Source organism: Micromonospora rosaria (genome assembly GCF_001567585.1).
GTDB lineage: Bacteria > Actinomycetota > Actinomycetes > Mycobacteriales > Micromonosporaceae > Micromonospora > Micromonospora rosaria.
The window spans coordinates 1-20,744 of sequence record NZ_LRQV01000019.1; the positions used below are offsets into that span (position 1 = coordinate 1).

At 69.4% G+C, this 20,744-nt stretch carries 18 protein-coding genes and 3 pseudogenes; 14 read left to right on the plus strand and 7 right to left on the minus strand.

Annotation, left to right across the window (positions count from 1 at the left end; genetic code table 11):
- Window positions 1–203: pseudogene (locus AWW66_RS34805) on the minus strand (hypothetical protein); the annotation flags it as partial.
- 258 nt (window positions 204–461) lie between these two features.
- Window positions 462–1,952, minus strand: coding sequence for an MFS transporter (locus AWW66_RS08165; RefSeq protein WP_211271869.1), 1,491 nt, complete (start codon window positions 1,950–1,952; stop codon window positions 462–464).
- A gap of 183 nt (window positions 1,953–2,135) precedes the next feature.
- Here AWW66_RS08165 and AWW66_RS08170 point away from each other — a divergent pair, with 183 nt between their 5' ends.
- The 4 genes from AWW66_RS08170 to AWW66_RS08185 all read left to right on the plus strand — a co-directional run bounded on the left by AWW66_RS08170 (window position 2,136) and on the right by AWW66_RS08185 (window position 4,524).
- Window positions 2,136–2,735 carry a TetR/AcrR family transcriptional regulator gene (locus AWW66_RS08170; RefSeq protein WP_067362123.1) on the plus strand — a complete coding sequence of 200 codons (600 nt, stop codon included), beginning with the start codon at window positions 2,136–2,138 and terminating at the stop codon, window positions 2,733–2,735.
- A gap of 138 nt (window positions 2,736–2,873) precedes the next feature.
- Window positions 2,874–3,728, plus strand: a complete 855-nt coding sequence (locus tag AWW66_RS08175) for an enoyl-CoA hydratase/isomerase family protein (protein WP_067362126.1) — start codon at window positions 2,874–2,876, stop codon at window positions 3,726–3,728.
- Between the two features lie 107 nt (window positions 3,729–3,835).
- Window positions 3,836–3,982 (plus strand): alpha/beta fold hydrolase, encoded by a 147-nt coding sequence (locus tag AWW66_RS08180; RefSeq protein WP_157527267.1) that lies wholly within the window; start codon window positions 3,836–3,838, stop codon window positions 3,980–3,982.
- Complete coding sequence (locus AWW66_RS08185; protein WP_245648044.1) at window positions 3,958–4,524, plus strand: alpha/beta fold hydrolase; 567 nt, start codon at window positions 3,958–3,960, stop codon at window positions 4,522–4,524. The genes AWW66_RS08180 and AWW66_RS08185 overlap by 25 nt, the downstream gene beginning before the upstream one ends.
- A 104-nt stretch (window positions 4,525–4,628) precedes the next feature.
- On the opposite strand, the gene AWW66_RS08190 is transcribed toward AWW66_RS08185, so the two are convergent.
- The 3 genes from AWW66_RS08190 to AWW66_RS08200 all read right to left on the minus strand — a co-directional run bounded on the left by AWW66_RS08190 (window position 4,629) and on the right by AWW66_RS08200 (window position 8,377).
- On the minus strand, window positions 4,629–5,873 hold the full coding sequence (locus AWW66_RS08190) for a metal-dependent hydrolase family protein (protein ID WP_245648026.1): 1,245 nt from the start codon (window positions 5,871–5,873) through the stop codon (window positions 4,629–4,631).
- Window positions 5,867–7,270, minus strand: coding sequence for an L-serine ammonia-lyase (locus AWW66_RS08195; RefSeq protein WP_067362135.1), 1,404 nt, complete (start codon window positions 7,268–7,270; stop codon window positions 5,867–5,869). Before AWW66_RS08195 ends, AWW66_RS08190 begins: the two co-directional genes overlap by 7 nt.
- Before the next feature lie 66 nt (window positions 7,271–7,336).
- On the minus strand, window positions 7,337–8,377 hold the full coding sequence (locus AWW66_RS08200; protein WP_067362138.1) for an Lrp/AsnC family transcriptional regulator: 1,041 nt from the start codon (window positions 8,375–8,377) through the stop codon (window positions 7,337–7,339).
- A 123-nt stretch (window positions 8,378–8,500) separates the two neighbouring features.
- Here AWW66_RS08200 and AWW66_RS08205 point away from each other — a divergent pair, with 123 nt between their 5' ends.
- From AWW66_RS08205 to AWW66_RS08215, 3 genes and pseudogenes are all read left to right on the plus strand, one after another.
- Window positions 8,501–9,925, plus strand: coding sequence for an MFS transporter (locus tag AWW66_RS08205; RefSeq protein ID WP_211271870.1), 1,425 nt, complete (start codon window positions 8,501–8,503; stop codon window positions 9,923–9,925).
- Window positions 9,922–11,151 (plus strand): amidohydrolase, encoded by a 1,230-nt coding sequence (locus tag AWW66_RS08210; RefSeq protein ID WP_067362144.1) that lies wholly within the window; start codon window positions 9,922–9,924, stop codon window positions 11,149–11,151. The genes AWW66_RS08205 and AWW66_RS08210 overlap by 4 nt, the downstream gene beginning before the upstream one ends.
- 55 nt (window positions 11,152–11,206) lie before the next feature.
- Window positions 11,207–12,123, plus strand: a pseudogene (locus tag AWW66_RS08215) (ATP-binding cassette domain-containing protein).
- 439 nt (window positions 12,124–12,562) lie between these two features.
- On the opposite strand, the gene AWW66_RS08220 reads toward AWW66_RS08215, so the two are convergent.
- Together AWW66_RS08220 and AWW66_RS08225 are read right to left on the minus strand one after the other, a co-directional pair.
- The gene (locus AWW66_RS08220; RefSeq protein WP_211271871.1) at window positions 12,563–13,078 is read right to left on the minus strand and encodes a DUF5662 family protein; all 516 of its coding nucleotides are present in this window, start codon (window positions 13,076–13,078) and stop codon (window positions 12,563–12,565) included.
- A gap of 371 nt (window positions 13,079–13,449) precedes the next feature.
- Window positions 13,450–13,935 carry a hypothetical protein gene (locus AWW66_RS08225; protein ID WP_157527269.1) on the minus strand — a complete coding sequence of 162 codons (486 nt, stop codon included), beginning with the start codon at window positions 13,933–13,935 and terminating at the stop codon, window positions 13,450–13,452.
- A 118-nt stretch (window positions 13,936–14,053) separates the two neighbouring features.
- On the opposite strand from AWW66_RS08225, the gene AWW66_RS08230 reads away from it, so the two are divergent.
- From AWW66_RS08230 to AWW66_RS08260, 7 genes and pseudogenes are all read left to right on the plus strand, one after another.
- A complete protein-coding gene (locus AWW66_RS08230; RefSeq protein ID WP_245648029.1) occupies window positions 14,054–14,512 on the plus strand; it encodes a glycine-rich domain-containing protein in 459 nt (152 codons plus the stop codon).
- A gap of 240 nt (window positions 14,513–14,752) precedes the next feature.
- Window positions 14,753–15,067: a transposase gene (locus tag AWW66_RS08235; RefSeq protein ID WP_245648031.1), complete on the plus strand. Its 315-nt coding sequence runs from the start codon at window positions 14,753–14,755 to the stop codon at window positions 15,065–15,067.
- Window positions 15,068–15,216: 149 nt separating this feature from the next.
- Window positions 15,217–15,603 (plus strand): annotated as a pseudogene (locus tag AWW66_RS36360) (IS3 family transposase); the annotation flags it as partial.
- A gap of 83 nt (window positions 15,604–15,686) precedes the next feature.
- On the plus strand, window positions 15,687–17,378 hold the full coding sequence (locus tag AWW66_RS32550) for a cellulose binding domain-containing protein (protein WP_169807074.1): 1,692 nt from the start codon (window positions 15,687–15,689) through the stop codon (window positions 17,376–17,378).
- A gap of 447 nt (window positions 17,379–17,825) precedes the next feature.
- Window positions 17,826–18,662: an isocitrate lyase/PEP mutase family protein gene (locus AWW66_RS08250; RefSeq protein WP_067362150.1), complete on the plus strand. Its 837-nt coding sequence runs from the start codon at window positions 17,826–17,828 to the stop codon at window positions 18,660–18,662.
- A 323-nt stretch (window positions 18,663–18,985) separates the two neighbouring features.
- Window positions 18,986–19,318, plus strand: a complete 333-nt coding sequence (locus AWW66_RS33525) for an avidin-fold protein (protein WP_067362153.1) — start codon at window positions 18,986–18,988, stop codon at window positions 19,316–19,318.
- Window positions 19,315–20,718, plus strand: a complete 1,404-nt coding sequence (locus AWW66_RS08260) for an FAD-binding oxidoreductase (protein WP_245648041.1) — start codon at window positions 19,315–19,317, stop codon at window positions 20,716–20,718. The genes AWW66_RS33525 and AWW66_RS08260 overlap by 4 nt, the downstream gene beginning before the upstream one ends.
- Window positions 20,719–20,744: the final 26 nt, after the last annotated feature.

Here is a 20,744-nt window from a genome sequence, read left to right on the forward strand (position 1 = left end):
GGCTCGGGTTCTGCCCCCTCTGCCGCCAACTCGTCCCAACCTAACAAAGCACTACTAGTGCTCTGACCACGAACGTTCGGGGTGTTGGATGACACGCCGTCCGGGGTGCCGGCCGCTGGGCGTGGGTGGTTCAGGCTGTGGTGGTGGCAGAACCTGTTCGTGTTCGGCGGCTCAGTGACCATGAGGGTCAGCAGGACGGCCACCCGCTCGGCGCACCGTGGAGCCCTGCCCTGACCACCGTGCCACAGGACTTCGTAGACGTCGGGCGACGGGCCTTCGGCGAGGTGGTCGCCACCATGGGGAAGGCCCGCCGCCGCAGAACACCTCCGGCACCCCCAGTTGCTGATCCGGGAGAGCAGTGGACCGCCACCCGAGGCCAAGCGCAGCTGACAGTCTCCCGACCGGCGAAGGGGAACCGTCGCGCCGGGCCCGTGTCGCCATGGCGTTCTCCGGCGATCTGGTCAGGCCACGGGCACCCGCCGGTCGCGACCCGCGATCCATGCGGCCACGACCGTGGCTACACCGAAGGCGACGAGCATCACGACGACGTAAAGGTTGACGCCCGCCGACGAGGGTGCGGAGCTGCCGGTGATCGCGGTGGCGCTCAGCACGCTTCCACCGACAATGTTCAGCACGACCGTGCCGACGCCCAGCATTACCTGCACGAGGGCGGCGACGACGCCCTGCCTTTCCTCGCTCACGAGCGTCGTCGAGAGGTTGAAGCCCGAGGTCACCACCGCGCCCGCGGTGAATCCGAGGAGACCGGCGCAGATGACGGCGGGCACGAACGATGCGGTCGAGAACAGGAGGCCGAGCGCCGAGATCGTGCCGATGAGCACGCCGCCGACGAGCGTGCGCGCGGGGCCGGTGCGGCCTCCCAGCCATCCCGTGAGTACTCCGCCGGTCGCGGCACCGAGCGCCGGCGCCGCGAACAGGAGGCCCAGCGCACCGGTCTCACCCGCGAGACCGTAGCCGAGGCCGTCGGCCGGCGACGTCTGTCCGATGATGCCCATCAGCTGCAGAAGTGCCTGGTAGGCGCCGGCGCCGAGCATCACGACCAGCAGCGTCGCGATCACGGGGCGCGTCAGCATGCGCAGATCGACGACCGGCTCGGGGATCCGCAGTGCCGTGAACGCCCATGCCACCAGCAGCACGGCGCCCGAAACGAGAAGGAGGATCAGTCCGATGTTCGCCCAGCCCGCGGCGGGGCCGAGACTGATATAGCTGAGTACTCCGGCGAGACCGAGTCCGAGCAGGAGGGTGCCCACGACGTCGACACGACCACGTGCGTGCACGGGCGACTCGGGGAGGAACACCCGCACGGCGGCTGCGGCCACGAGTGCGAGTGCGGCGGACAGCACGAACACCGCGCGGAAGTCGAACGCCTCGACCACCGCTTCGAAGAGGAAGGGGGACACGATCCCGAGGATCGCCGACCCCGAGGTGACGATGCCGACCGAGGTCATACCCACGCGCGCGGGAAAGACCTGGCGGATGTACACGACAGTGATGAACACCGAGCCCACGGCGGCTCCCTGAATGACCCGGCCGAGCAGGAAGATTCCCACGGTGGGCGCGACGAGGCACACGAGTGCGCCGACGCCGCCCACGAGGAGTGCGAGCACCAGCACGCGACGTTTGCCGTAGACGTCAGCGCTCTTGCCCAGGAGCGGCGCCCACATCGCGCCGGCGAGGATCGCGCTGGCGTTGAGCCAGGCGCTCTGGTCGGTGCCGAAGAACTCCGCCATCTGCGGCAGCACGAGCAGCGGCGCGACTATGACGGTGTCGACGAGCGTGTTCGCGACGATGAGGATCGCGACCCACCACACGATCCGGGCGTTCCACCGGCCGTCGTCTCGGGCCGAGAACTGATGAGTGCTCGCGGTTGTCTGCGTCATTGTCCACTTCCAGGAGTCCGGTACGACGCCTTCTGCGCCGAAGATTTCGGCCATTCTTGTGTGAAGTAGTTCCGGTGCGTCGAAGATGCAGGAACTGGGCACTCATCACCTACGTGGCGCAGTAATCCTCACTTCCACCCGAAAGCGCGAGCGAAACAGCAACCGCCGGCTGCGGGTTTCCGGAAGCCGTCGCGCGACGGATAAGGTCGGGAGGCGTCGAACGGAGGGCCAGGGCGCATGACTGGGGACGGATCACGGGCGCGTCGCCCCGGCGGGCGAACGCGTCAGGTCACCGAGCGGCTGTCGGCTGCAGCGCTCGACATCCTCGCCGAGAAGGGCGTCGACGGACTGCAGTACGAAGAGCTCGCCGCCCGCGCACAGGTCGGGCGCGCGACGGTCTACCGACGGTGGCCGAACCGAGACGATCTCCTCCGCGACGTGCTCGCCCGGTTCGCCGAGGCATCGGTGCCGATCGCCGACACCGGCGACGTCGTGCACGACCTCACGACATTCCTGCATGCGTTCGCGGAGGCCTCTGCCACGCCGACGGGTCGTGCAGTCCTGCAGATCCTCGTCCGACGCTCCGACGAGGGAGACGGGCTGCACCGCATGGGGCTCGAACTCCTCGATCGTCGCACCGACGACCTGCAGCGGCGCCTCGACCGGGCAACCGAGGCCGAGCAGCTACCGCCCGTCAAGGCACCTTTCGTCAACATGATGCTCGCAGGCCCCGTGCAATGGTTCGTCCTGCGCCGGTCACGCCCCTTCACGCTCACCGACGCACGCGAGATCGTCGAACTCGTCGTAGCCGGATTGTGGCGGGATCACCGCGACTGAGACCCGTAATCTTCGTCGACCGGCCAGTCAGGGTCCATTCCCTGCGATGTTCGTCCGGGTGCGCACGGCCGCTCGCCTTAGAGAGATAGGTTGTCTCATTAGCGGGCGGGAGGGCTCGCTCCGACGAAGGGACTCACCATGGTGGACACGTCGAGCTTCGGATGGGACGGCCACGTGGCCCCCACGCCCCTCGAGGAGTACTCGCGGCGCTACGCCGACTTCTTCGAGATGCGCCGAGAGGACGGCATCCTCGAACTGCGCCTGCACACGGACGGCGGACCGTACGTGCACAACTGGGCCGCCCACAACGCTTGGAACCGCGTATGGCAGGACGTGGGCAACGACCCCGAGAACCACGTGCTCATCATCACGGGCACGGGGGAGACCTGGTTCCAGGGCGACCCGCGACAGACCTGGCCCAAGCCGCTCGTCGAGGAAACGCCGGACTACATCTTCCAGCAGACGATCGACGCGTGGAAGCTGATCGAGAACTTCGTCAACAACATCGACATCCCCACCATCGCGGCGGTGAACGGACCCGGGATCCACACCGAGTTCGCGCTCATGTGCGACGTGACGCTCGCGGCAGAGGACGCCGACTTCATGGACCCCCACTTCATGGCCGGTACGGCACCGGGTGACGGTCTCGCACTCGCGCTGCAGCACCTCATGGGCACGAAGCGCGCCGCGTACGCCATCTACGGCGGGACCTCGATTCCCGCACGGAAGGCGCTCGAGTACGGGCTCGTCAGCGACGTGCTGCCCCGTGAGGAGGTCGTACCCAAGGCATGGCAGCTCGCGCGCGACATCATGAAGCGCCCGCGGTTCGCGCGCTGGGCGACGCACAACATCCTCAACCGCCCGTGGCGCAAGCTCGTCGCCGAGGACTTCGGCTTCCACTTCTCGCAGCAGTCGCTCGCCACGGTGGCGTCGAAGGCGCTCATCCCCGACCCCGACCTGGTCGCCGACGCCCGCCAGCGCAAGGTCTGGTAGCGCGGATGAGGGGAGGCGAAGCGTCACGTGTCTCCACCGGCGACGGAGTGACATCATTCCGCGTCGAGGGCGCCGGGCCTCCCCTCGTCCTCGTTCACGGGCTGCAGGTGGGGCAGAAGATCTTCGCCGAACTGCTGCCGCACCTCGTGTCCGCTTTCACCGTGATCACGTATGACCAGCGGGATCGGGGCGAAACCGCCTTCGCGCCGGTGCCCTACACAACCACGATCTGGCCGATGACCTCGCCGCGCTGATCACGGCGCTCGGATTCTCGCGCGCGCACGTTCTGGGAACGTCGTTCGGTGGGATGGTGGCGCAGGCCTTCGCGTTGCGTCATCCCGACCTTCTCGACACTCTCGTGCTCGGCGCGACCTCGCAGGCCCCGTTCCGACCCGAACGGCTCGCGGGTCCCGTGGCGGGGCTTCTGGGCGCGCTGGAGGCCGGCGACGACGAGAAAGCCCGTGCTCTCCTCGCGCGGATGGCGCCAACCGTCGCCTCCGCCGCCCAGGATGGGGGCCTCCGAAGCGCGCCCGCCCGCAACGACGCGCTCATGCGTCGCTTCGCGGCGACGCGTGCCTTCGACACCCGTGGGTGTCTGGCTGCGATCGGCGCGAGAACCCTTGTCGTGCACGGACGCGACGATGCGATGGTGCCGATCCAGGATGCGCTGTCGATGGCGGGGGAGATCGCACACGCCGATGTCCTCGTGCTCGCGGGGGCCGGTCACGCGTGGGAGAACGACCAGCCCGCGCGCGCTGCGAGCGCGATCGCCGCGTTCCTGGCGGACACGCGGTGACCACAGTCGCACCCGGTGACTGCAGTCGCGTGCCGTGACGCCGTGCCCTGACGTGGCGCCGTGACGTGGCGCGACGTTCGTCACCTCTCACGCGCTGCCTCAGGTCACCGTACGCGCTGCCCGCCGAGGCTCACGTGGCGGATGCGGTCGCGCAGTCCCCGCAGGTCGTCGAGGCGGCCGTCCACCACGACGAGATCGGCGAGCATCCCCGGGGCGATGGCGCCGAGGCCGTCCTGCCGGAGCAGGGCGGCAGCACTCGAGGTGGCAGCCCGCCACGCGTCCTGCGGTGTCATCGACGATGCCTCGGTCATGAGCTGCAACTCGTCGAGGTTGCTCGCCGAGGGGTGGGCGTAGGGCGGGGAGTCGGTGCCCATCGCGATCTTGACGCCCGCGTCCACCGCTCGGGCGAAACTCGCCCGGTGCGCCTCGAGAGCCTCACGCGCGAGTGCCAGGCTCTCGGCGGGGATCGGCACGCCGCGGTCGGCAGCGTCGACGATCGCGCGGGTTGCCGAGAGCGTCGGCACGAGCCAAGCGTCCGCGCGCAGCATGAGATCTATCGCCTCGTCGTCGAGGTGATACCCGTGCTCGATCGAGCGCGCCCCGTGTCGGAGCGCCGCCTTGATCCCCTCGGTGCCCTGCGCGTGCGCAAAGAAGTCGGTCCCCGCGGCCGCTGCCTCGGCGGCGATCACCTCAAGCTCGTCGTCGCGGAAGTGCGTGTGTCGCGGATCGTCCCCCGGCGACATGACGCCCCCGGTGGTTGCGATCTTGATCGTGTCGGCCCCCGCGCGCAGCACCTCTCGCACACCGCGGCGCACGTCGTCTACTCCGTCGCGCACCGCGCGCGGCCGCCCGGGGTGCGGCATCATCATCGACATCGAACGGCTACCGCCGGAGGGGAGGTGCAGATCGCTGTGGCCTCCGGTTTGGGACAGCATGACGAGCGCGATCTGCAGGCGCGGCCCCTCGATGAGCTTCTGCTCGATCGCCCGCTTGACGCCCAGGTCCGCACCGGCTGCATCGCGCGCCGAGGTGATCCCCTGATCGAGGAGGAGGGACAGATTGCGCAGAGCCTCGTAGTACTGGAGAGAGAACGGCTCCTGTTCGGCACGGGAGATGTTGAGGTCTCGCACCATGACGTGCACATGGCAGTCGAACAGCCCGGGAACGATCGACATCTCCGAGCAGTCGACGACGTCATCGCCGTCCAGGCCGGTTCCGACGTCGACGATGCGGTCACCGCTCACGGCGACGTCGACCCGCGAGGTCGAGGCTCCGTCGAACACGGTACCTCCCGCGAACACCGTGCGCTTCCGCATGTCGACCCTCGGCCCGTCAGCCTCCGTCAGCACTCGACCACGTTAACGGCGAGGCCACCCAGCGCCGTCTCCTTGTACTTGTGGCTCATGTCTGCGCCCGTGTCGCGCATCGTCGTGATCACCTGGTCGAGCGAGACGCGGTGCTCGCCGTCGCCCCACAGGGCCATTCGCGCTGCATTGATGGCCTTCGACGCGGCGATCGCGTTGCGCTCGATGCACGGGATCTGCACGAGCCCGCCGATCGGATCGCACGTCAGACCGAGGTTGTGCTCCATCGCGATCTCGGCGGCGTTCTCGACCTGGCGAGGGGTCCCGCCCATGATCTCGGCCAGGCCCGCCGCCGCCATCGACGACGCCGATCCGACCTCCCCTTGGCAACCGACCTCGGCACCCGAGATCGAGGCGTTGGCCTTGTACAGGGTGCCGATCGCCGCCGCGGTGAGAAGGAACCGCTCGATGACCTCCTCGCGAGCGCCCTCGGCCGTCGATCGACCCGCGGGCGTGTAGTGCAGCGCGTAGTAGAGCACGGCGGGCACGATGCCCGCCGCCCCGTTCGTCGGCGCGGTCACGACCCGCCCGCCGCTCGCATTCTCCTCGTTCACGGCGAGGGCGATGAGGTTCACTCGCTGTTGCCAGTGCTCGCTGTCGTGGTCGGGATCCTCCGCTGCCAGTCGCGCCGCCCAGTCGCCCGCCCTGCGGCGTACCTGCAAGCCGCCGGGCAGCACGCCCGCGCGACCGATGGACGAACGCACGCATGCTTCCATGACGTCCCAGATGTGCTTGAGTCCCGCCCTGATCTCGTCGTCCGAGCGTCGGGCGCGCTCGTTCTCGCGCATCACGTCGCTCACCGCGAGGCCGGTCTCGTCGCACACGGCGAGAAGCTCCGCCCCCGAGCGGAACGGCAGGGGAGGCATCTGCGGCTCGGGCTGGTCGGCAGAGGATTCGTCGCCTTCGCGCACGATGAACCCGCCGCCGACCGAGAAGTACGTCTCGCTGGCGAGCTCGTCGCCGGCGGCGTCGACCACGGTGAACGAGAGGGCGTTGGGGTGCCGGGGGTGTACGGTCAGCGGGCGCAGGACGAAGTCCTTCATCCGGCAGGGGACGGGGTGTCGCCCGCCGAGCGAGACCATGCCCGTGCGCGTGATCTTGTCGAGACGCGCGGTGATCTCGTCGGGCGTGATCTCGTCCGAGCGTGCGCCGGCCAGCCCCAACAGGACGGCCGTGAACGTGCCGTGACCGGCACCCGTCGCGGCGAGGGAGCCGAAGATCTCGACGCGAACCTGTGCCACCTGGTCGATGACGCCTCGCTCGCCGATCAACCCGACGAACTCGGCAGCGGCCTTCATCGGGCCGACGGTGTGAGAGCTCGACGGGCCGATCCCGACCGTGAACAGATCGAACACCCCGACGGCTGGCTGCGCGTACGTCATGGGGCAGCACGATACGTTGTGTGATCACCAACCGCTTCGAGATGCGGAATCACTGCCGGGATGCCTCTATCCGTGCAGTAAAGATGTCGGCAGAGGAACCATCACGCCGGTTGCCATACCCTGCGCGTTCACGTGCATCCCCTCCTTCTTCAAGCTGCGCAGCACCACCGAGCGGTCGGCGATGGACACGCCGTGGACGCTCTCCTCGATGGCGACTTCGAGTCGCTGGACGTCGGCGAGGGTCTTCATCCACACCGACAGCACGAGGTTGTAGGGGCCGAGCGTCGAGACGGCCAGACGCACTTCGCTGAGGCGCGTGATGGCCGATCCCACCCGGCCCGCCATGGCGGCCGGCACCCGCAGGAAGTACCACGCGTGAACGGGCCAGCCCGAGTGTGCGCGTGCGACCTCCGTGCGCACGACGAGTCGCCCGCGGGCGCTGAGCGTCGTGAGAGTCTCGCGGATCCGCCGCTGCCCGATCCCCAGACTCCTCGCGATGGCGGCGACTGTCGCGCGTCCGTCATGGGCGAGGATCTGCAGCAGTTCGTGCTCCAACTGCTCGTCGACGCGGGCGCGCGTCGCCATCGAAGACACGACCGTGCGTTCGACGGCCGTGGCTTCACTCGCCGACAACGCCCGCAGACGCCACTGGCCCGCGTCGGTGAACGGCGACGAGAGGATGTGCGTGCGGGTGGCGCGCACACCCTCGAGCCGACGTATCCGGCCCATGATGTACTCGCTCAGGTCGTTCAGGTCGGCGGCACCGACCATCACGAGGAGATCGCGCCCTCCGGCGGTGTGATCGACCGTGAACGCCTCGGGATCGGCAGCGAGTGCGCTCGCGATCTGCAAGGTCGCGCCAGGCTCCGCTCCGACCTCAAGGATGGCGGACGGTCCGCGTGCCTCGGCGCCAGGGTGACCAGCGACCCACGCCAGCCCGTCGTCGGTCAGTCGCTCCCAGCGGCGGGCGAGTGTGACCGAATCCACTCCGATGATCGGCGCGAGCGCTGCCCAGCGAGCCCGCGGGTTGATCTGGAGTGCATGGATCAGTCGCCGATCGGTCTCATCGAGGCTGTGAACCTGCGTAGAAACCTCGCGTGTGTTCATGAACCTTCATCTTAGGCCCTCGTGCTGCCGCACCGAGCCACCATGGCGCATTGTCTGAGACACCCGTGTGAGGAGCCGCCAATGCAGCGAAGACTTCCGGGAGCTCGCTCGACGTTCGGCGTCGTGGGCTTCCTCGTCGTCATGGAGCTCGGCAGCGGCGCGCTCCAAGGCTGGTTCTCGCCGCTGCTTGCTGCCATCGGTCACCAGTTCGACGTCGGCGCCGGCGCGCTGAACTGGGTGAACGCGATGTACATGCTCATGACGGTCGCGTGCGTACCCATCCTCGCCAAGCTCGGCGACATGTTCGGCCACAAGCGCCTCCTCGTCGTGGCGTCCACTCTCGTGGCCGTCGGTTCTTTCGTCGTCGCGTTCGCGCCGAGCTTCGAGGTCTTCCTTCTCGGCCGGGCGCTGCAGGCCCCGCTGGCGGCATTCCTCCCGCTGGAGTTCGCGATCGTCCGCGCGCGAGACGAGCGGTCAGCGAGCAAGAGCATCGGCGTCCTCGTCGGCGCACTTACCCTCGGAGCCGCCGTCGGCTCGCTCCTGTCAGGACTCCTGTTCGGCGCGATCGGCGACCTCGGCATCGTCCTGCTGATCCCCGCGGTGTTCATCGCGCTGTGCGTGCCGGTCGTCGTGCTGCTCGTCCCCGAGACGACGGTGCGCAGACACGGACGCGTCGACGTGATCGGCGCGATCCTGCTCACGGCGGGCCTCCTCGCCGTGCTGACGGGTGTCTCGAACGCCGGTACGTGGGGCTGGTCCGACCTGCGCACGATTGCCCTGATCCTGGGCGGCACCGTGCTGCTGGCGCTCTGGGTGTTCGTCGAGCGCAGGATCCAGGATCCACTCGTCGACCTGACGATGCTCACCCGCGGTGGCCTCGGGCTGCCGATCATCGCATCGGTGCTCTTCGGCGCACAGACCTACGGCGGGCAGACGGCGAGCTTCCTCTGGCTCCTCGGCGACTCCGCGCGCGACAATTACGGACTCGGAATCGCGCCCGCGGCCGCCGGCGCGATCATCGTCCTGTACGCGCTCGCGGCGTTCCTCGGCACGCTCATCGCTGATCGCCTCGCACGCAGGATCTCGGCGCCGCGCGCGATCGCGCTCGCGGGAGTGGTCGCAGCCGCGAGCTTCGCTCTCATGATCTGCTTCGCGGGGGTGAGCGCGCTGTTCATCACCTCCATGGCGATCGGCGGGGTCTCGGCGGGCGTCCTTCTCGCGGTCCTTCCGGCCGTCGTCGTGCGCAATGCACCGGCGGACTCGGTGGGGATCGCCTCGGCACTGTTCAACACGGCCCGCACGGCGGCGGGGGCGGCGGCCGGTGCGGTCTTCGCGCTCGTCATGACTCTGTTCGTGACAGCGAGCACCGCCGACGCCACGACCGGTGCCCGGTCGACCCCGCTGTCGTTCTTCGCCGTGTGGGCCATCTGCCTCGCAGTAGCTCTCGTCCTCGCGGTCGTCGGGCTGCGGATCCGGGTCACAGCGCCCGCCGCCGCGCCGCAGTCCGCACCAGACCTTCCCACCGTCCAGACGATCGAGGACCGATGACCATCACACCAGCGCCACCTTCCGACCACGCGACCGATGAGATCCGCGATGCCGTTCTCGCCTCGCGGACGGCATGGGAGGACCCGATCATCGCCTTGAGTGCCGACATCCACCGCAATCCCGAACTCGCGTTCGCCGAGCATCACGCCGCCGCGCGCGTGGCCGACACCCTCCGTGCAGCCGGATTCACGGCGACCGTGGGGGCCTTCGGACTCGACACCGCGGTCGATGCGACCTACGGCGAGGGCGACATCACCGTCGCGATCTGCGCCGAATACGACGCGCTTCCCGGCATCGGACACGCGTGCGGTCACAACGTCATCGCCGCGGCCGGTGTCGGCGCTGCGATCGCGCTCGCGAGCGTCGCCGACGCCATCGGCCTTCGCGTGAAGCTCCTCGGCACTCCGGCCGAAGAGCACGGCGGCGGGAAAATCCTCATGCTCGAGGCCGGCGCGTGGGACGACGTCGACTTCTCGCTCATGGTGCACGGCGGCCCGGGGCGCGACCTGCGCTGCGCCGACGTGCGTACTCAGGCCGTCGCGCGGTTCGACGTGTCCTTCCAAGGCCGTCCAGGTCACGCGGGCGCACCCAGCCCCGACGGGGTGAACGCCGCGAACGCCGCGACGATCGGCCTCGTCGGGCTCGGACTCCTGCGGCAGCACTTGCCCGACGGCACGCGGGCCAACGCTTTCGTCTCCGAGGGCGGCGAGGCGACGAACATCATCCCGTCGGCGACGCGCGTCCGCGTCGAAGTGCGTGCGGGCACGCTGGAAGCCGTCGAGACCGCGCGACGCCGGATCCTCGCGTGCTTCGAGGGCGGCGCCGTCGCCACGGGATGCGAGTGGAACTGGGAGGATGCCGGGCCGACCTACGCGGATGTCGTGCAGAACCCCGTGCTCGCCAGCGCGTGGGATCGCAACCTCGCCGTGATCGGTCGCTCGCCGCAGCCGTACGCGGGGGCGCCGGGCGGATCGACCGACATGGGCAACGTCTCGCACGCCGTGCCCGCGATCCATCCGCTCATCGCGATCGAGGGTTGCGCCTCGGCGCCGCACACGCCGGCGTTCACGAGCGACGCGATCGGCCCGGCCGCCGACCGCGCGGGGATCGACGGCGCGCTCGCCATGGCGCTCACGGTCGTCGACGCCGTCGCGCACGTGCGTGCGGGGCGGACGCTCGGCGCGGAGGGTACGACGGTCGGCGGGGAGCGATACCACGGTCGGTGACGAGCGATACCACGGGCCGATGCCGCGCAGACGATCGATCTCAAGGATTGACGACATGATCGTCAGCCAGAACCTCACGAAACGCTACGGTGAGAAGACCGTCGTCGACGACCTCTCGTTCACGGTACGGCCCGGTGTCGTCACGGGATTCCTCGGACCGAACGGCGCCGGAAAGTCCACCACGATGCGCATGCTCGTCGGCCTCGACAGGCCGACCCGCGGCGAAATCACGATCGGCGGTCGGCGGTATCAGGATCTTTCCGACCCTGTGCGGCACCTCGGTGTCATGCTCGACGCGCGGTCGGCGAATCCCGGCCGCACAGCGCTCGATCATCTCCTCGTCGTGGGGGAGACCCACGGCATCGGGCGCCCCCGCGCACACGAGGTGCTCGAGATGGTGGGCATCGGCGCCGTCGCCGACAAACGCGCGGGTGGCTTCTCGCTCGGCATGAGCCAGCGACTCGGTATCGCTACCGCGCTCATCGGCGACCCGGCGACACTCGTCCTCGACGAGCCGGTCAACGGCCTCGACCCGACGGGGTGCTCTGGCTCCGGCACCTTCTCGTGCGACTCGCCGTAGAGGGGCGCACCGTCTTCCTCTCGTCGCACCTCATGAGCGAACTGTCGCTGATCGCGGAAGACCTCGTCGTGATCGGTCAGGGACGCCTGCTCGCCTCGGGCACCGTCGACGACGTCATCGAGTCGGTCACGCCGCGAACAACCCGCGTCGTGACGCCCGATGCAGGGCGCCTCGCCGACGCCGTACAGAACAAGGCCATCGACGTTCGCCGCACGGACGACGACACCCTCTTCATCAGCGGGTGCACCGCACGTGAGGTCGGAATCATCGCGGCGGCCACGGCCGTCACGCTCTACGAACTCGTCACCGAACGCGCCTCGCTCGAGGAGGCGTTCATGCACATCACCCGAAACGCCGTCGAATACACGTCCCACGAGGAGGTCGCCGCATGAGCGCCGCACTCGCCGTCTCCGCCCCCGCGAGGAAGTGTGGGTGCTGTTCAAGCGGCAACGACCAGCAGAGAGCGACGGCAGAGCCACGGCAGCCGGATCGTTCCTACCCGGCGTTGGCGGCCACGGACGACCGCCCCGTTGTCTCGAATGAAGCGGAACCTGCACCAGCAGCCGAGGACCGGCAAGGACAAGGGTGGACGGTAGATCGGGAGCGGCGAGGATCGCCGGGTGGACGCTCACGGCCGGGGTCGGTTGGGGCAGCCGGGGCTGTGGGTGCCGGTGGAGTCGAAGTCGAAGCGGAGGCTGCACTTGTACCGCTTCGGGCCGACCGGCGGCTTGAGCGAGGGGTGCGAGGGGGTGCATGCGGGCGGGGAACCGATCGGTCGGTGCGGGTGGGGTGGCGGCCCAGGTGGGCGAGGTCCGGGCCGCCGTGGCGGGGTCAAATCCAGCCGTAGTGGCGCGCGGTGTTGGTGAGGATCGCGGCGAGCTGGTCGGAGATGCCGAACCGCTCGACGCTCGCCGGCAGGCTGGCCGCGAGGTCACCGCCGGGCGGCCGCTCGGTCGCGGCTTTCCAGTCGGCCAGCATCTCGATCAGGTCGACGAGGGTCATGCCGGCCACGCCCCGGTCGTGGTGCTCCGGGTGGTGCGCGTTGTGGGCGTAGTGGTGGGCCAGGCCCTCACCCATTGCGACGAGGGTCGCCCGGTACTCGTCGGAGCCGTACTCGGCGGCCTGGAGCCTCGGTACGTACGCGTCGTACGTCTCCCGCTCAGGCGGCTCCACCTTGGACAGGTCGTGCCGGGTAGAGCGGTCGATCAGCTCCTTGATCGGGGCGCCCATGAGGGTGCCAACGCGGAGGCTGTGGGTGAGGGTGTCGGGGCGGCTGTCGTAGGTCACGGTGTCCTCCGGGGGTCGGGTGGTGCGGATGGCGGCGGCTGCGCCCTGGGATAGCCACACGGCGGCTCCGGGTGCGGCCTCGGCGTCGGCCAAGCGCTGGCGGAGCTGGTCGCGTCGGAGGGCTTCCACGGGCAGCCGCGCAGTTGGGTGGTGGACCGAACCTTCGGCTGGCTGGTCCAGCACCGGCGACTCGTGCGTGCCTACGAGACCTTCCGCAGCGGTCCCGGGCAATGGTGCATTGGGCCATGGCTAACACAATGAGCCGCTACCTCACAGGGGAATCCACACCATCCTGGTGAATCGAAAGCACCTAATCGGACCTATCTCCCTGATCGAGATCAGATGCCCTCTGAGAAGCCCGTCCAGCCATGCGGTGCCGTTCCATCCCGTAAGGTGGCGATTCGGTGCCTCAACACCGCAGCGCTGCCTGTTTACCCGCAGTGGAACGGGCCGCGTTCCACCGTCCCGAAGTTCCGGTACGCAACGTCGATCACGATGCACCGGCTGGCGGTGCTGGACGTGGTCACCGGACCCGCGTAGTACTGGAAGTTGCCGGAGTCAGTGTCTCGTCCGCTGCGCGTGCCGCAGTTGTTCGGATTGTTGGTCGCGCACCGCGCGATCGACACGTACATCCACTCCGGTGTGCCGCGGGTGCCGGTGTTCTGCTCCTTCTGCACCCAGACGCAGTTGGTGCCACCGTTCGCGGGCGAGTAGTACACGAACAGCGAGAGCGTGGTGTCTTCGCTGTAGAGGTGGTAGCCGCCGACCCGGCTGCCCGCACAGGTCGGATGAGGGCTCAACGGCGGGTGGTGGGCAGCCGCAGGGGACACGGGTACCGTGAGCCCGGCCGCTACCAATATGACGGCGAGCACAACGTTGGTCACGATGCCGGGGGGACGTCGGCGGGTTCTCGCCATCAGGACTCCCTGTCTCTGGCAGAGCCGCGACCTCAGCCAAGGCGCGACCTTTACAGTCAGTATCGATTAGACTGCCGAAGGTGGGGAAGGGTGTCGTGGTCTGAAACCAGGAACCACGGTGAGGTCCCTGCTCAGCCCGAACGGCCTGCAACGAGGCACCTTGCTGCTGTCCCCCGCCCTGGTCGCCCGCCTCACCGACCGCCTCACCGCAGACCACCCCGATCTGCCGGCCGGCATGCCGGAGCGCATCCTCGACCAGGCGCTGGCCTTCCTCGCCGCAGCCGCCGTCACCACCGAGCCAATCGGCCCGTCCGACCTGGTCGACATCGGGCTGGCACGCCCTCATCCCACCCGTGACTACGCCGTCCTCTGCAACCAGATCGCTGGACGGTTCGTCCACCACGAGCCGCAGGACGGCAGCGAATGGCCGACCGTCCCCGGCTCCAGTCCGGTGCCACTGAGCCGCGCCGTCGGCGCGATCACCGCGGCCGGCTACCAGGTCGACCTGCCCCTATGGCGTGCGTCGGCCGACTGCACGCAGTGCCACGTCGGCTGCCACGACAGCCCGAAGAACTGACTTACCACCGTGTTCTGCAACGGCGGCCGTAGGCTCGGCAACGAACCGACGGCCGCCACCGCAGACGGGAGCAGGCATGCCCGAACTCCACTGGGACGACCTGCCTACCGACGTCCGCCACGCCGTCCAGACTCACACCGGCTCTGTCCGGGCCGCACGGTCGGCCTCGACCGGCTCCGTCTCTGGGCTTTCCCCTGAGATGTGGACACCCTGAGACTGGATGTTGGTCCAGAGGAAGGGGTGTCCCCGTTGGGGCGTCCATCGAAGTACACGGAAGAGTTTCAGCGTGACGCGGTTGACCTGGTCCGTTCGTCGGGGCGGCCGATCAACCAGGTCGCCCGTGAGCTCGGGATGAGTCACGAGACGCTGCGGAACTGGGTCCGTAAGCGGGAGCGACAGACCGGTACGGGTCCGGCGGCCTCCGGTGGCGGGGTGTCGGTGGCGGACAAGGACGCCGAGATCGTCCGTTTGCGGCGTGAGGTGGCTGAGCTGCGGCAGGAGAAGGAGATCCTGCGCAAGGCAGCCGCCTATTTCGCGAAGGAGATGGATCGGTGACCAGCCGCTTCCGGTTCATCTCCACCCACCGCGCCAGGTTCGGCGTCAAGCGGCTGTGTCGGGTCCTGGCGGTGTCCCGTTCCGGGTTCTACCGCTGAACCGCGGGTGAGCCGGCCCGGCAGGCCCGCGCCGTCGCCGAGGATGCCCTCGCCGAGCAGATCACCCAGGTTCACGCCGACTCCGGCGGCACCTACGGGTCCCCTCGGGTGACCGTCGAACTGCGCGTCCAAGGTGTGCGAATCAACCGCAAGCGCGTCGGGCGAATCATGCGGCAACGCGACCTCGTCGGCCGGCATCTGCGCCGCCGCAAACGCACCACCATCCCGGATCCCGCCGCCCCGCCGGTGCCGGACCTGATCGGCCGCGACTGGTCTTCCGCACGGTCATGCCCGCTCGCTGCGGGCACCAACGGCGCCTCTATCCCAAGACGCACAAGTCAGTTACCGTCGCGACTGTGCCGGGGCCCTGCTGCGGGCGCGTGCGGTTGCCGGGTGGTCGGGTCGACCCACCCAGCCCGGCAGCACCAGGGCCCTTGATGCATCCCACGCTACGCCGTCGCGCATCTCAGCTGTCGAGCATTACCTTGACGCACATCTATCCGTCGCGACATTGTCCAAGCATGGTGGACACTAGCCCCAGATCGGTTTTCCGCCGCCTGTGGCCGGCCTTCCTGGCCGCCGCCCTGCCGGTCGCGGTGCTGGCTGTGGGCCTGGTCACCGGACCAGCGGCCGGAGCCGACACCGTGTCGACGCGGGCGGGCGCCGTCGCGCCCTCGACCCCGCCCATCACACCGGCGCCACCGGCCCCGCCCGCGCTGCTCACAGCCACCACGGTGACCTCGACGTCGGTCACCCTGAGCTGGACCGCCTCCAGCCCCGGCTGCTGCGCCATCACCAACTACACCATCATGTACCCCGAGCCGTTCAGCGACGTGATCCCCACCGCGACGGTCGGAAACGTCACCACGGCCACGATCACCATCTCGCCGACCCGCCAGTACCACATCAGGGTGGCGGCCAAGGACTCGGCGGGACGCACCTCCCCCTGGTCGAACCAGATCACCGTGGTGGCTCCGGCCACCGACAGCGGCCCGGACACCGTGCCACCGGGCTCGCCGACGAACCTGACCAACCGGAACGGCACGCTGTACTGGTCGGCCGCGCCGGACAACGTCGGCGTGACCGGTTACCACGTCTACAAGTTCGACGGCTGGTACACCTCCACGCTGCTCGGCACCGCCACGTCGACGACGTACCAGCTGCCGCCCTCGGCCACGACGGGACCCGGCCCGCGCATCCAGTTCTACGTACGCGCCAAGGACGCCGCGGGTAACCTGTCGGCCGCGTCCAACACGGTCGACGCGACCAGCTCGACGCCCCCGGCCGACCTCCCGCCGACCGCGCCGAGGAACCTGGCGGTCAGCCGGATCACCTCGACGTCGGCCACCCTGACCTGGACGGCGGCCGAGCCCGGCTGCTGCGACATCACCGGACACACGATCGGATACTTCCAGGCGTTCCACGACCTGGGGGAATCCGTCCGGGTCGGCAACGTCACCACGGCCACGATCACACTCAGACCAGCCACGCAGTATCGCGTCATCGTCCAGGCCACCGACTCGGCCGGGCACAGCTCTCCCTCGTCGGACCCGCTCACCATCATCACCCCGGCGACCGACAACGGCCCCGACACCGTGCCGCCGAGCGCCCCGGGCACGCTGACGGCCAGCGACGTGACGACCACGTCCGCCACACTGAACTGGACGCCTTCGACGGACAACGTCGCGGTGACCGGCTACAACGTCTACCGCTGGGACGGGGTCTTCACCTCGACGCTGGTGGCAACCGTGCCAGGTACCAGCTACACGGCGTCACTCGTGCCGTCCGTGCGCAACCGCTACTACGTGCGGGCCCGGGACGCGGCGGGCAACGTGTCGATCGCGACCAACGAGGTCCGGATCGACCCGCCGACCGGCCCGACCACTCCACCACCCAGCGCCACCTGCACGGTGACCTACCAGAAGCAGTCGGAATGGCAGGGCGGTTTCGTCACCGACATCACGATCATGAACACCGCCACGACCGCCGTCAACGGCTGGACCCTGGACTTCACGTTCCCGGGTGACCAGAGGATCACCACGCTCTGGAGCGCCACCCACGCCCAGTCCGGCTCCGCCGTCACGATCCGCAACGCCAGTTGGAACGGCACGATCGCAGCCGGCGCGAGCGTTTCGTTCGGCTTCCAGGGTACGTGGAGCGGCAGCAACGCGGCCCCCACGAGCTTCTCCCTCAACGGCGCCCCCTGCCTGTAGGGAAGGACCCCTTGTTATCAGGGCTACTCGGTTTCAGTCCTGGTGTCGGGCCTGCGTCCAACAGACCGCGTTGTTGGTCAGGGGACGTACGCGATCAGGCGATGAGGTGGTTCAGGCGGTAGTGGTCTCACCAGCGTGGTCGATGCTTGCGGACGACCGCGCGTTTCCGGTGAGAAGGCGCCAGCATTGGGGTGATGTTCCGGGTAAGACGGGGCGGGAGGTACATGGCCGAAAGCCGCCAGTCTTCCACCTCCGTGGGTGGCAAACTCCAGCCTGCCTCCGACGAGCCGTTCTGCCCTGCTCCACCCACCGACATCAAGGTGTCGCTGGTCGCCGCAGCAGGACGGGCTCGTATTCCGGTTTGCCGTGCGATCTCACCCTCCGCGTGGCGTACGGCTGGGCGAGGCGCGTGTCGGCAACCGAGTACGGCGGAAGATGAGGACAGGTATGACGGACCAGTCGCAGGTCGAGAAGGCGCGGACCCTGCGGGCGTTGCACGAGGCACCCGTACTGGTGCTGCCGAACGCGTGGGACGCCGCCAGCGCGGCCCTGGTGGTGCAGGCCGGAGCGGCCGCCGTCGCGACGACGAGCGGCGGTGTCGCCTGGTCGCTGGGACGCACCGATGGGGAGGGCCTCACCCGGGCCGAGATGACCGAGGCGGTACGCCGGATCGCTGCCGCCGTCCGCGTCCCGGTGACCGCCGACATCGAGGGTGGGTACGGCCCCGGGCCCGAGGACGTGGCCGCCACGGTGCGGGCCGTGGTGGAGGCCGGCGCGGTCGGCATCAACCTTGAGGACTCCCGCGCCTCCGACGGGACGCTGTACCCGACGTCGGTGCAGGTGCAGCGGATCGAGGCCGCCCGCAACGCCGCCGCGGAGGCGGGCCTGCCGGACCTGTTCGTCAACCTTCGTACGGACGTCTACCTGTTCGGGATCGGAGCGCCGGACGGTCGCCTGGAGGACGTGCAGGCGCGGGCCGACCAGTACGCCAAGGCCGGCGCGGACGGGCTGTTCGTGCCCGGCCTGCTGGACCTGGACGTGCTGGCGTCGCTGACCGCCTCGACCTCGCTGCCGGTGAACGCGATGGCCGGCGCGGGTGGGCCCAGCGTAGCCGAGCTGGTCGGCGTGGGCGTGCGGCGGATCAGCGTCGGCACGGGGATCGCCGAGGCGGCCTACGGGCTGGCGCAGCGGGCGGCGCGGGAACTGCTGGAGACGGGCACCTACCGTTCGCTGGACCGGGCGGCGAGCTACGCCGACCTCAACGGGCTGTTCACGGTGCAGTAGCCCCGGGTGCGCGGTGGAGGTGGGCGGGGCGTCGTCGGCGCCGATCGCATCATGCGACCGGACCGCCAGCGGCGCCCCGGCCATCGGGCGATGGCGGCCTGCCCCGTCGACGTCGATGCCTGCGGCACGTCGCCGCCCCCGTCGGCCGGGCCGGACCTGGCGGGCCGGTCGGGTGCGGGCACCGGCCCGTACCGCCGCCGGATCCCACCCCACCCCACCCCACCCCGGCGCGGGCGCGATTGATTGTCCGCGACGGTCAATTCTTCCAATCAACCTGTCGTCCCGTTTGACTTGGATCAATCGATCAAGTCAAGGGGGTTGGGATGTCGATCAACTACGACGGCAGGCGGTTCCGGAAGGTCGGCGCGGGGCCGGACGAGGCGGCGACGGCCCTGTACCGGCAGGACGGCGACCTGGTCTGGGGGCAGTTCTCCGGCGGCGACGTCCGTCAGGGGTCGCTGACCGGCCGCGCCGATCCCGTCGGCCGGATCGACTTCACCTACACGATGGTGCTGCGCGACGGGAAAGTCATCGCCGGCCGGTGCCGGAGCACCCCGCAGGTGCTGCCGAACGGCCGGATTCGGCTCGACGAGGACTGGGAGCGGTTCGGTACCGAAGCCGACCAGGGAACGTCGGCGATCGAGGAGGTGTCGTGACGAGCAGCAGTCCGTCGGATGTGGCCTGGCGCGGTCTGAGCGACGTGACCACCGGCCGGGTGTTCCGCCCGGACGATCCGGGCTACCGGACGCACACCAGCTTGTTCAACAAGCGGTTCGAGGGCCGGCACAGGCCCCTCGGTGTGCTCGTCGTGGCCGACGTGGAGGACGTCCGGCGGGCCCTGGCCTGGGCGCGGGAGCAGCAGGTGACACCGGTGGTACGCGCCGGCGGGCACAGCTTCGCCGGCTACTCGGTCAACGACGGCCTGGTCATCGACCTCAGCCGGCTGAGCCTCGCCCGCGCCGACGGGTCCACCGGCCTCGTCACCGTGGGCGGCGGTGCCCGCCTCGGCCAGGTGTACGACGCGGTCCGCCCGTACGAGATGGCGTTCTCCGCCGGCACCAACCCGCTCGTGGGGGTCGGTGGGCTCGTCCTCGGCGGCGGCTGCGAGTACGCCTCGCGCCGTTTCGGTCTGACCACGGACGCGCTGGTGGAAACCGTCGTCGTGACCGCCGAGGGTGCGGTGCTGACCTGCAACGATCGGGAGAACGCGGACCTGTTCTGGGCGTGCCGCGGCGGCGGCGGCGGGAACTTCGGCGTCAACGTCTCCTTCACCTTCCAGGCGCAGCCGGTGCCGGACGTGACGACGTTCAGCCTCAGCTGGGCGTGGGCCGACACGGCGAAGGTGGTGGAGGTCCTGCAACAGGTGCTGTGGCAGGCGCCGGACGAGTTCGCGGTGCGCATCGGGTTGAGTACCCACGGGGCGACCCCGTCGAGCATCGGCGAGAATCTCACCGTCACCGCCGCCGGCCAGTTCCTGGGCCCGGTGTCGGGGTTGATGCCGCTGCTCGACCCGGTCCTGACGGTGGCCACGCCGACCGGGCGGGAGGTGCTCGAACGCACCTACTGGGATGCCCGTGGCGCGATGACCCATGCCACCTCGGCCGACGAGTTCGCGCTGCGCACACGCTATGTCAAGACACCGGTGTCGGGTGACGGCATCGCGGCGATGATGTCCTGGGTCGAGCGGTGGCCCGGCAGCAGCAACCCGGACGGCGGCGGCATCGGCCTGTTCTCCTGGGGCGGCGCGATCAACCGTACGCCGGCCGACGCCACCGCGTTCGTGCACCGGGACACGATGTTCCTCGCCTCGATGGACACCTCGTGGACCGATGCGGACCCGGCCGGGCTGAGCGAGACGAACCTGCGCTGGCTCGACGGCATGTACGAGGCGATGGCGGGGCACCTGTCCGACTCCTCCTACCAGAACTTCGTCGACCCGGCGCTCGACACGTGGCGGCAGGCCTACTACGGGGACAACTACTCCCGGCTGGTCGAGGTGAAGAACCGCTACGACCCAGACGGTCTTTTCCAGTTCGAGCAGGCCGTCGGCTGCTGACGCGGGCGGGCCGCCACCATGACAAG

What these genes read in the sequence shown, in the direction of transcription:
- AWW66_RS08175 (WP_067362126.1), top strand. Translation starts at nt 2,874, where the DNA reads ATGGTGGACACGTCGAGCTTCGGATGGGACGGCCACGTGGCCCCCACG.
- AWW66_RS33525 (WP_067362153.1), top strand. Translation starts at nt 18,986, where the DNA reads ATGTCGATCAACTACGACGGCAGGCGGTTCCGGAAGGTCGGCGCGGGG.
- AWW66_RS32550 (WP_169807074.1), top strand. Translation starts at nt 15,687, where the DNA reads ATGGTGGACACTAGCCCCAGATCGGTTTTCCGCCGCCTGTGGCCGGCC.
- AWW66_RS08170 (WP_067362123.1), top strand. Translation starts at nt 2,136, where the DNA reads ATGACTGGGGACGGATCACGGGCGCGTCGCCCCGGCGGGCGAACGCGT.
- AWW66_RS08195 (WP_067362135.1), bottom strand. Translation starts at nt 7,270, where the DNA reads ATGACGTACGCGCAGCCAGCCGTCGGGGTGTTCGATCTGTTCACGGTC.
- AWW66_RS08250 (WP_067362150.1), top strand. Translation starts at nt 17,826, where the DNA reads ATGACGGACCAGTCGCAGGTCGAGAAGGCGCGGACCCTGCGGGCGTTG.
- AWW66_RS08225 (WP_157527269.1), bottom strand. Translation starts at nt 13,935, where the DNA reads ATGGCGAGAACCCGCCGACGTCCCCCCGGCATCGTGACCAACGTTGTG.
- AWW66_RS08210 (WP_067362144.1), top strand. Translation starts at nt 9,922, where the DNA reads ATGACCATCACACCAGCGCCACCTTCCGACCACGCGACCGATGAGATC.
- AWW66_RS08165 (WP_211271869.1), bottom strand. Translation starts at nt 1,952, where the DNA reads ATGGCCGAAATCTTCGGCGCAGAAGGCGTCGTACCGGACTCCTGGAAG.
- AWW66_RS08200 (WP_067362138.1), bottom strand. Translation starts at nt 8,377, where the DNA reads ATGAACACACGCGAGGTTTCTACGCAGGTTCACAGCCTCGATGAGACC.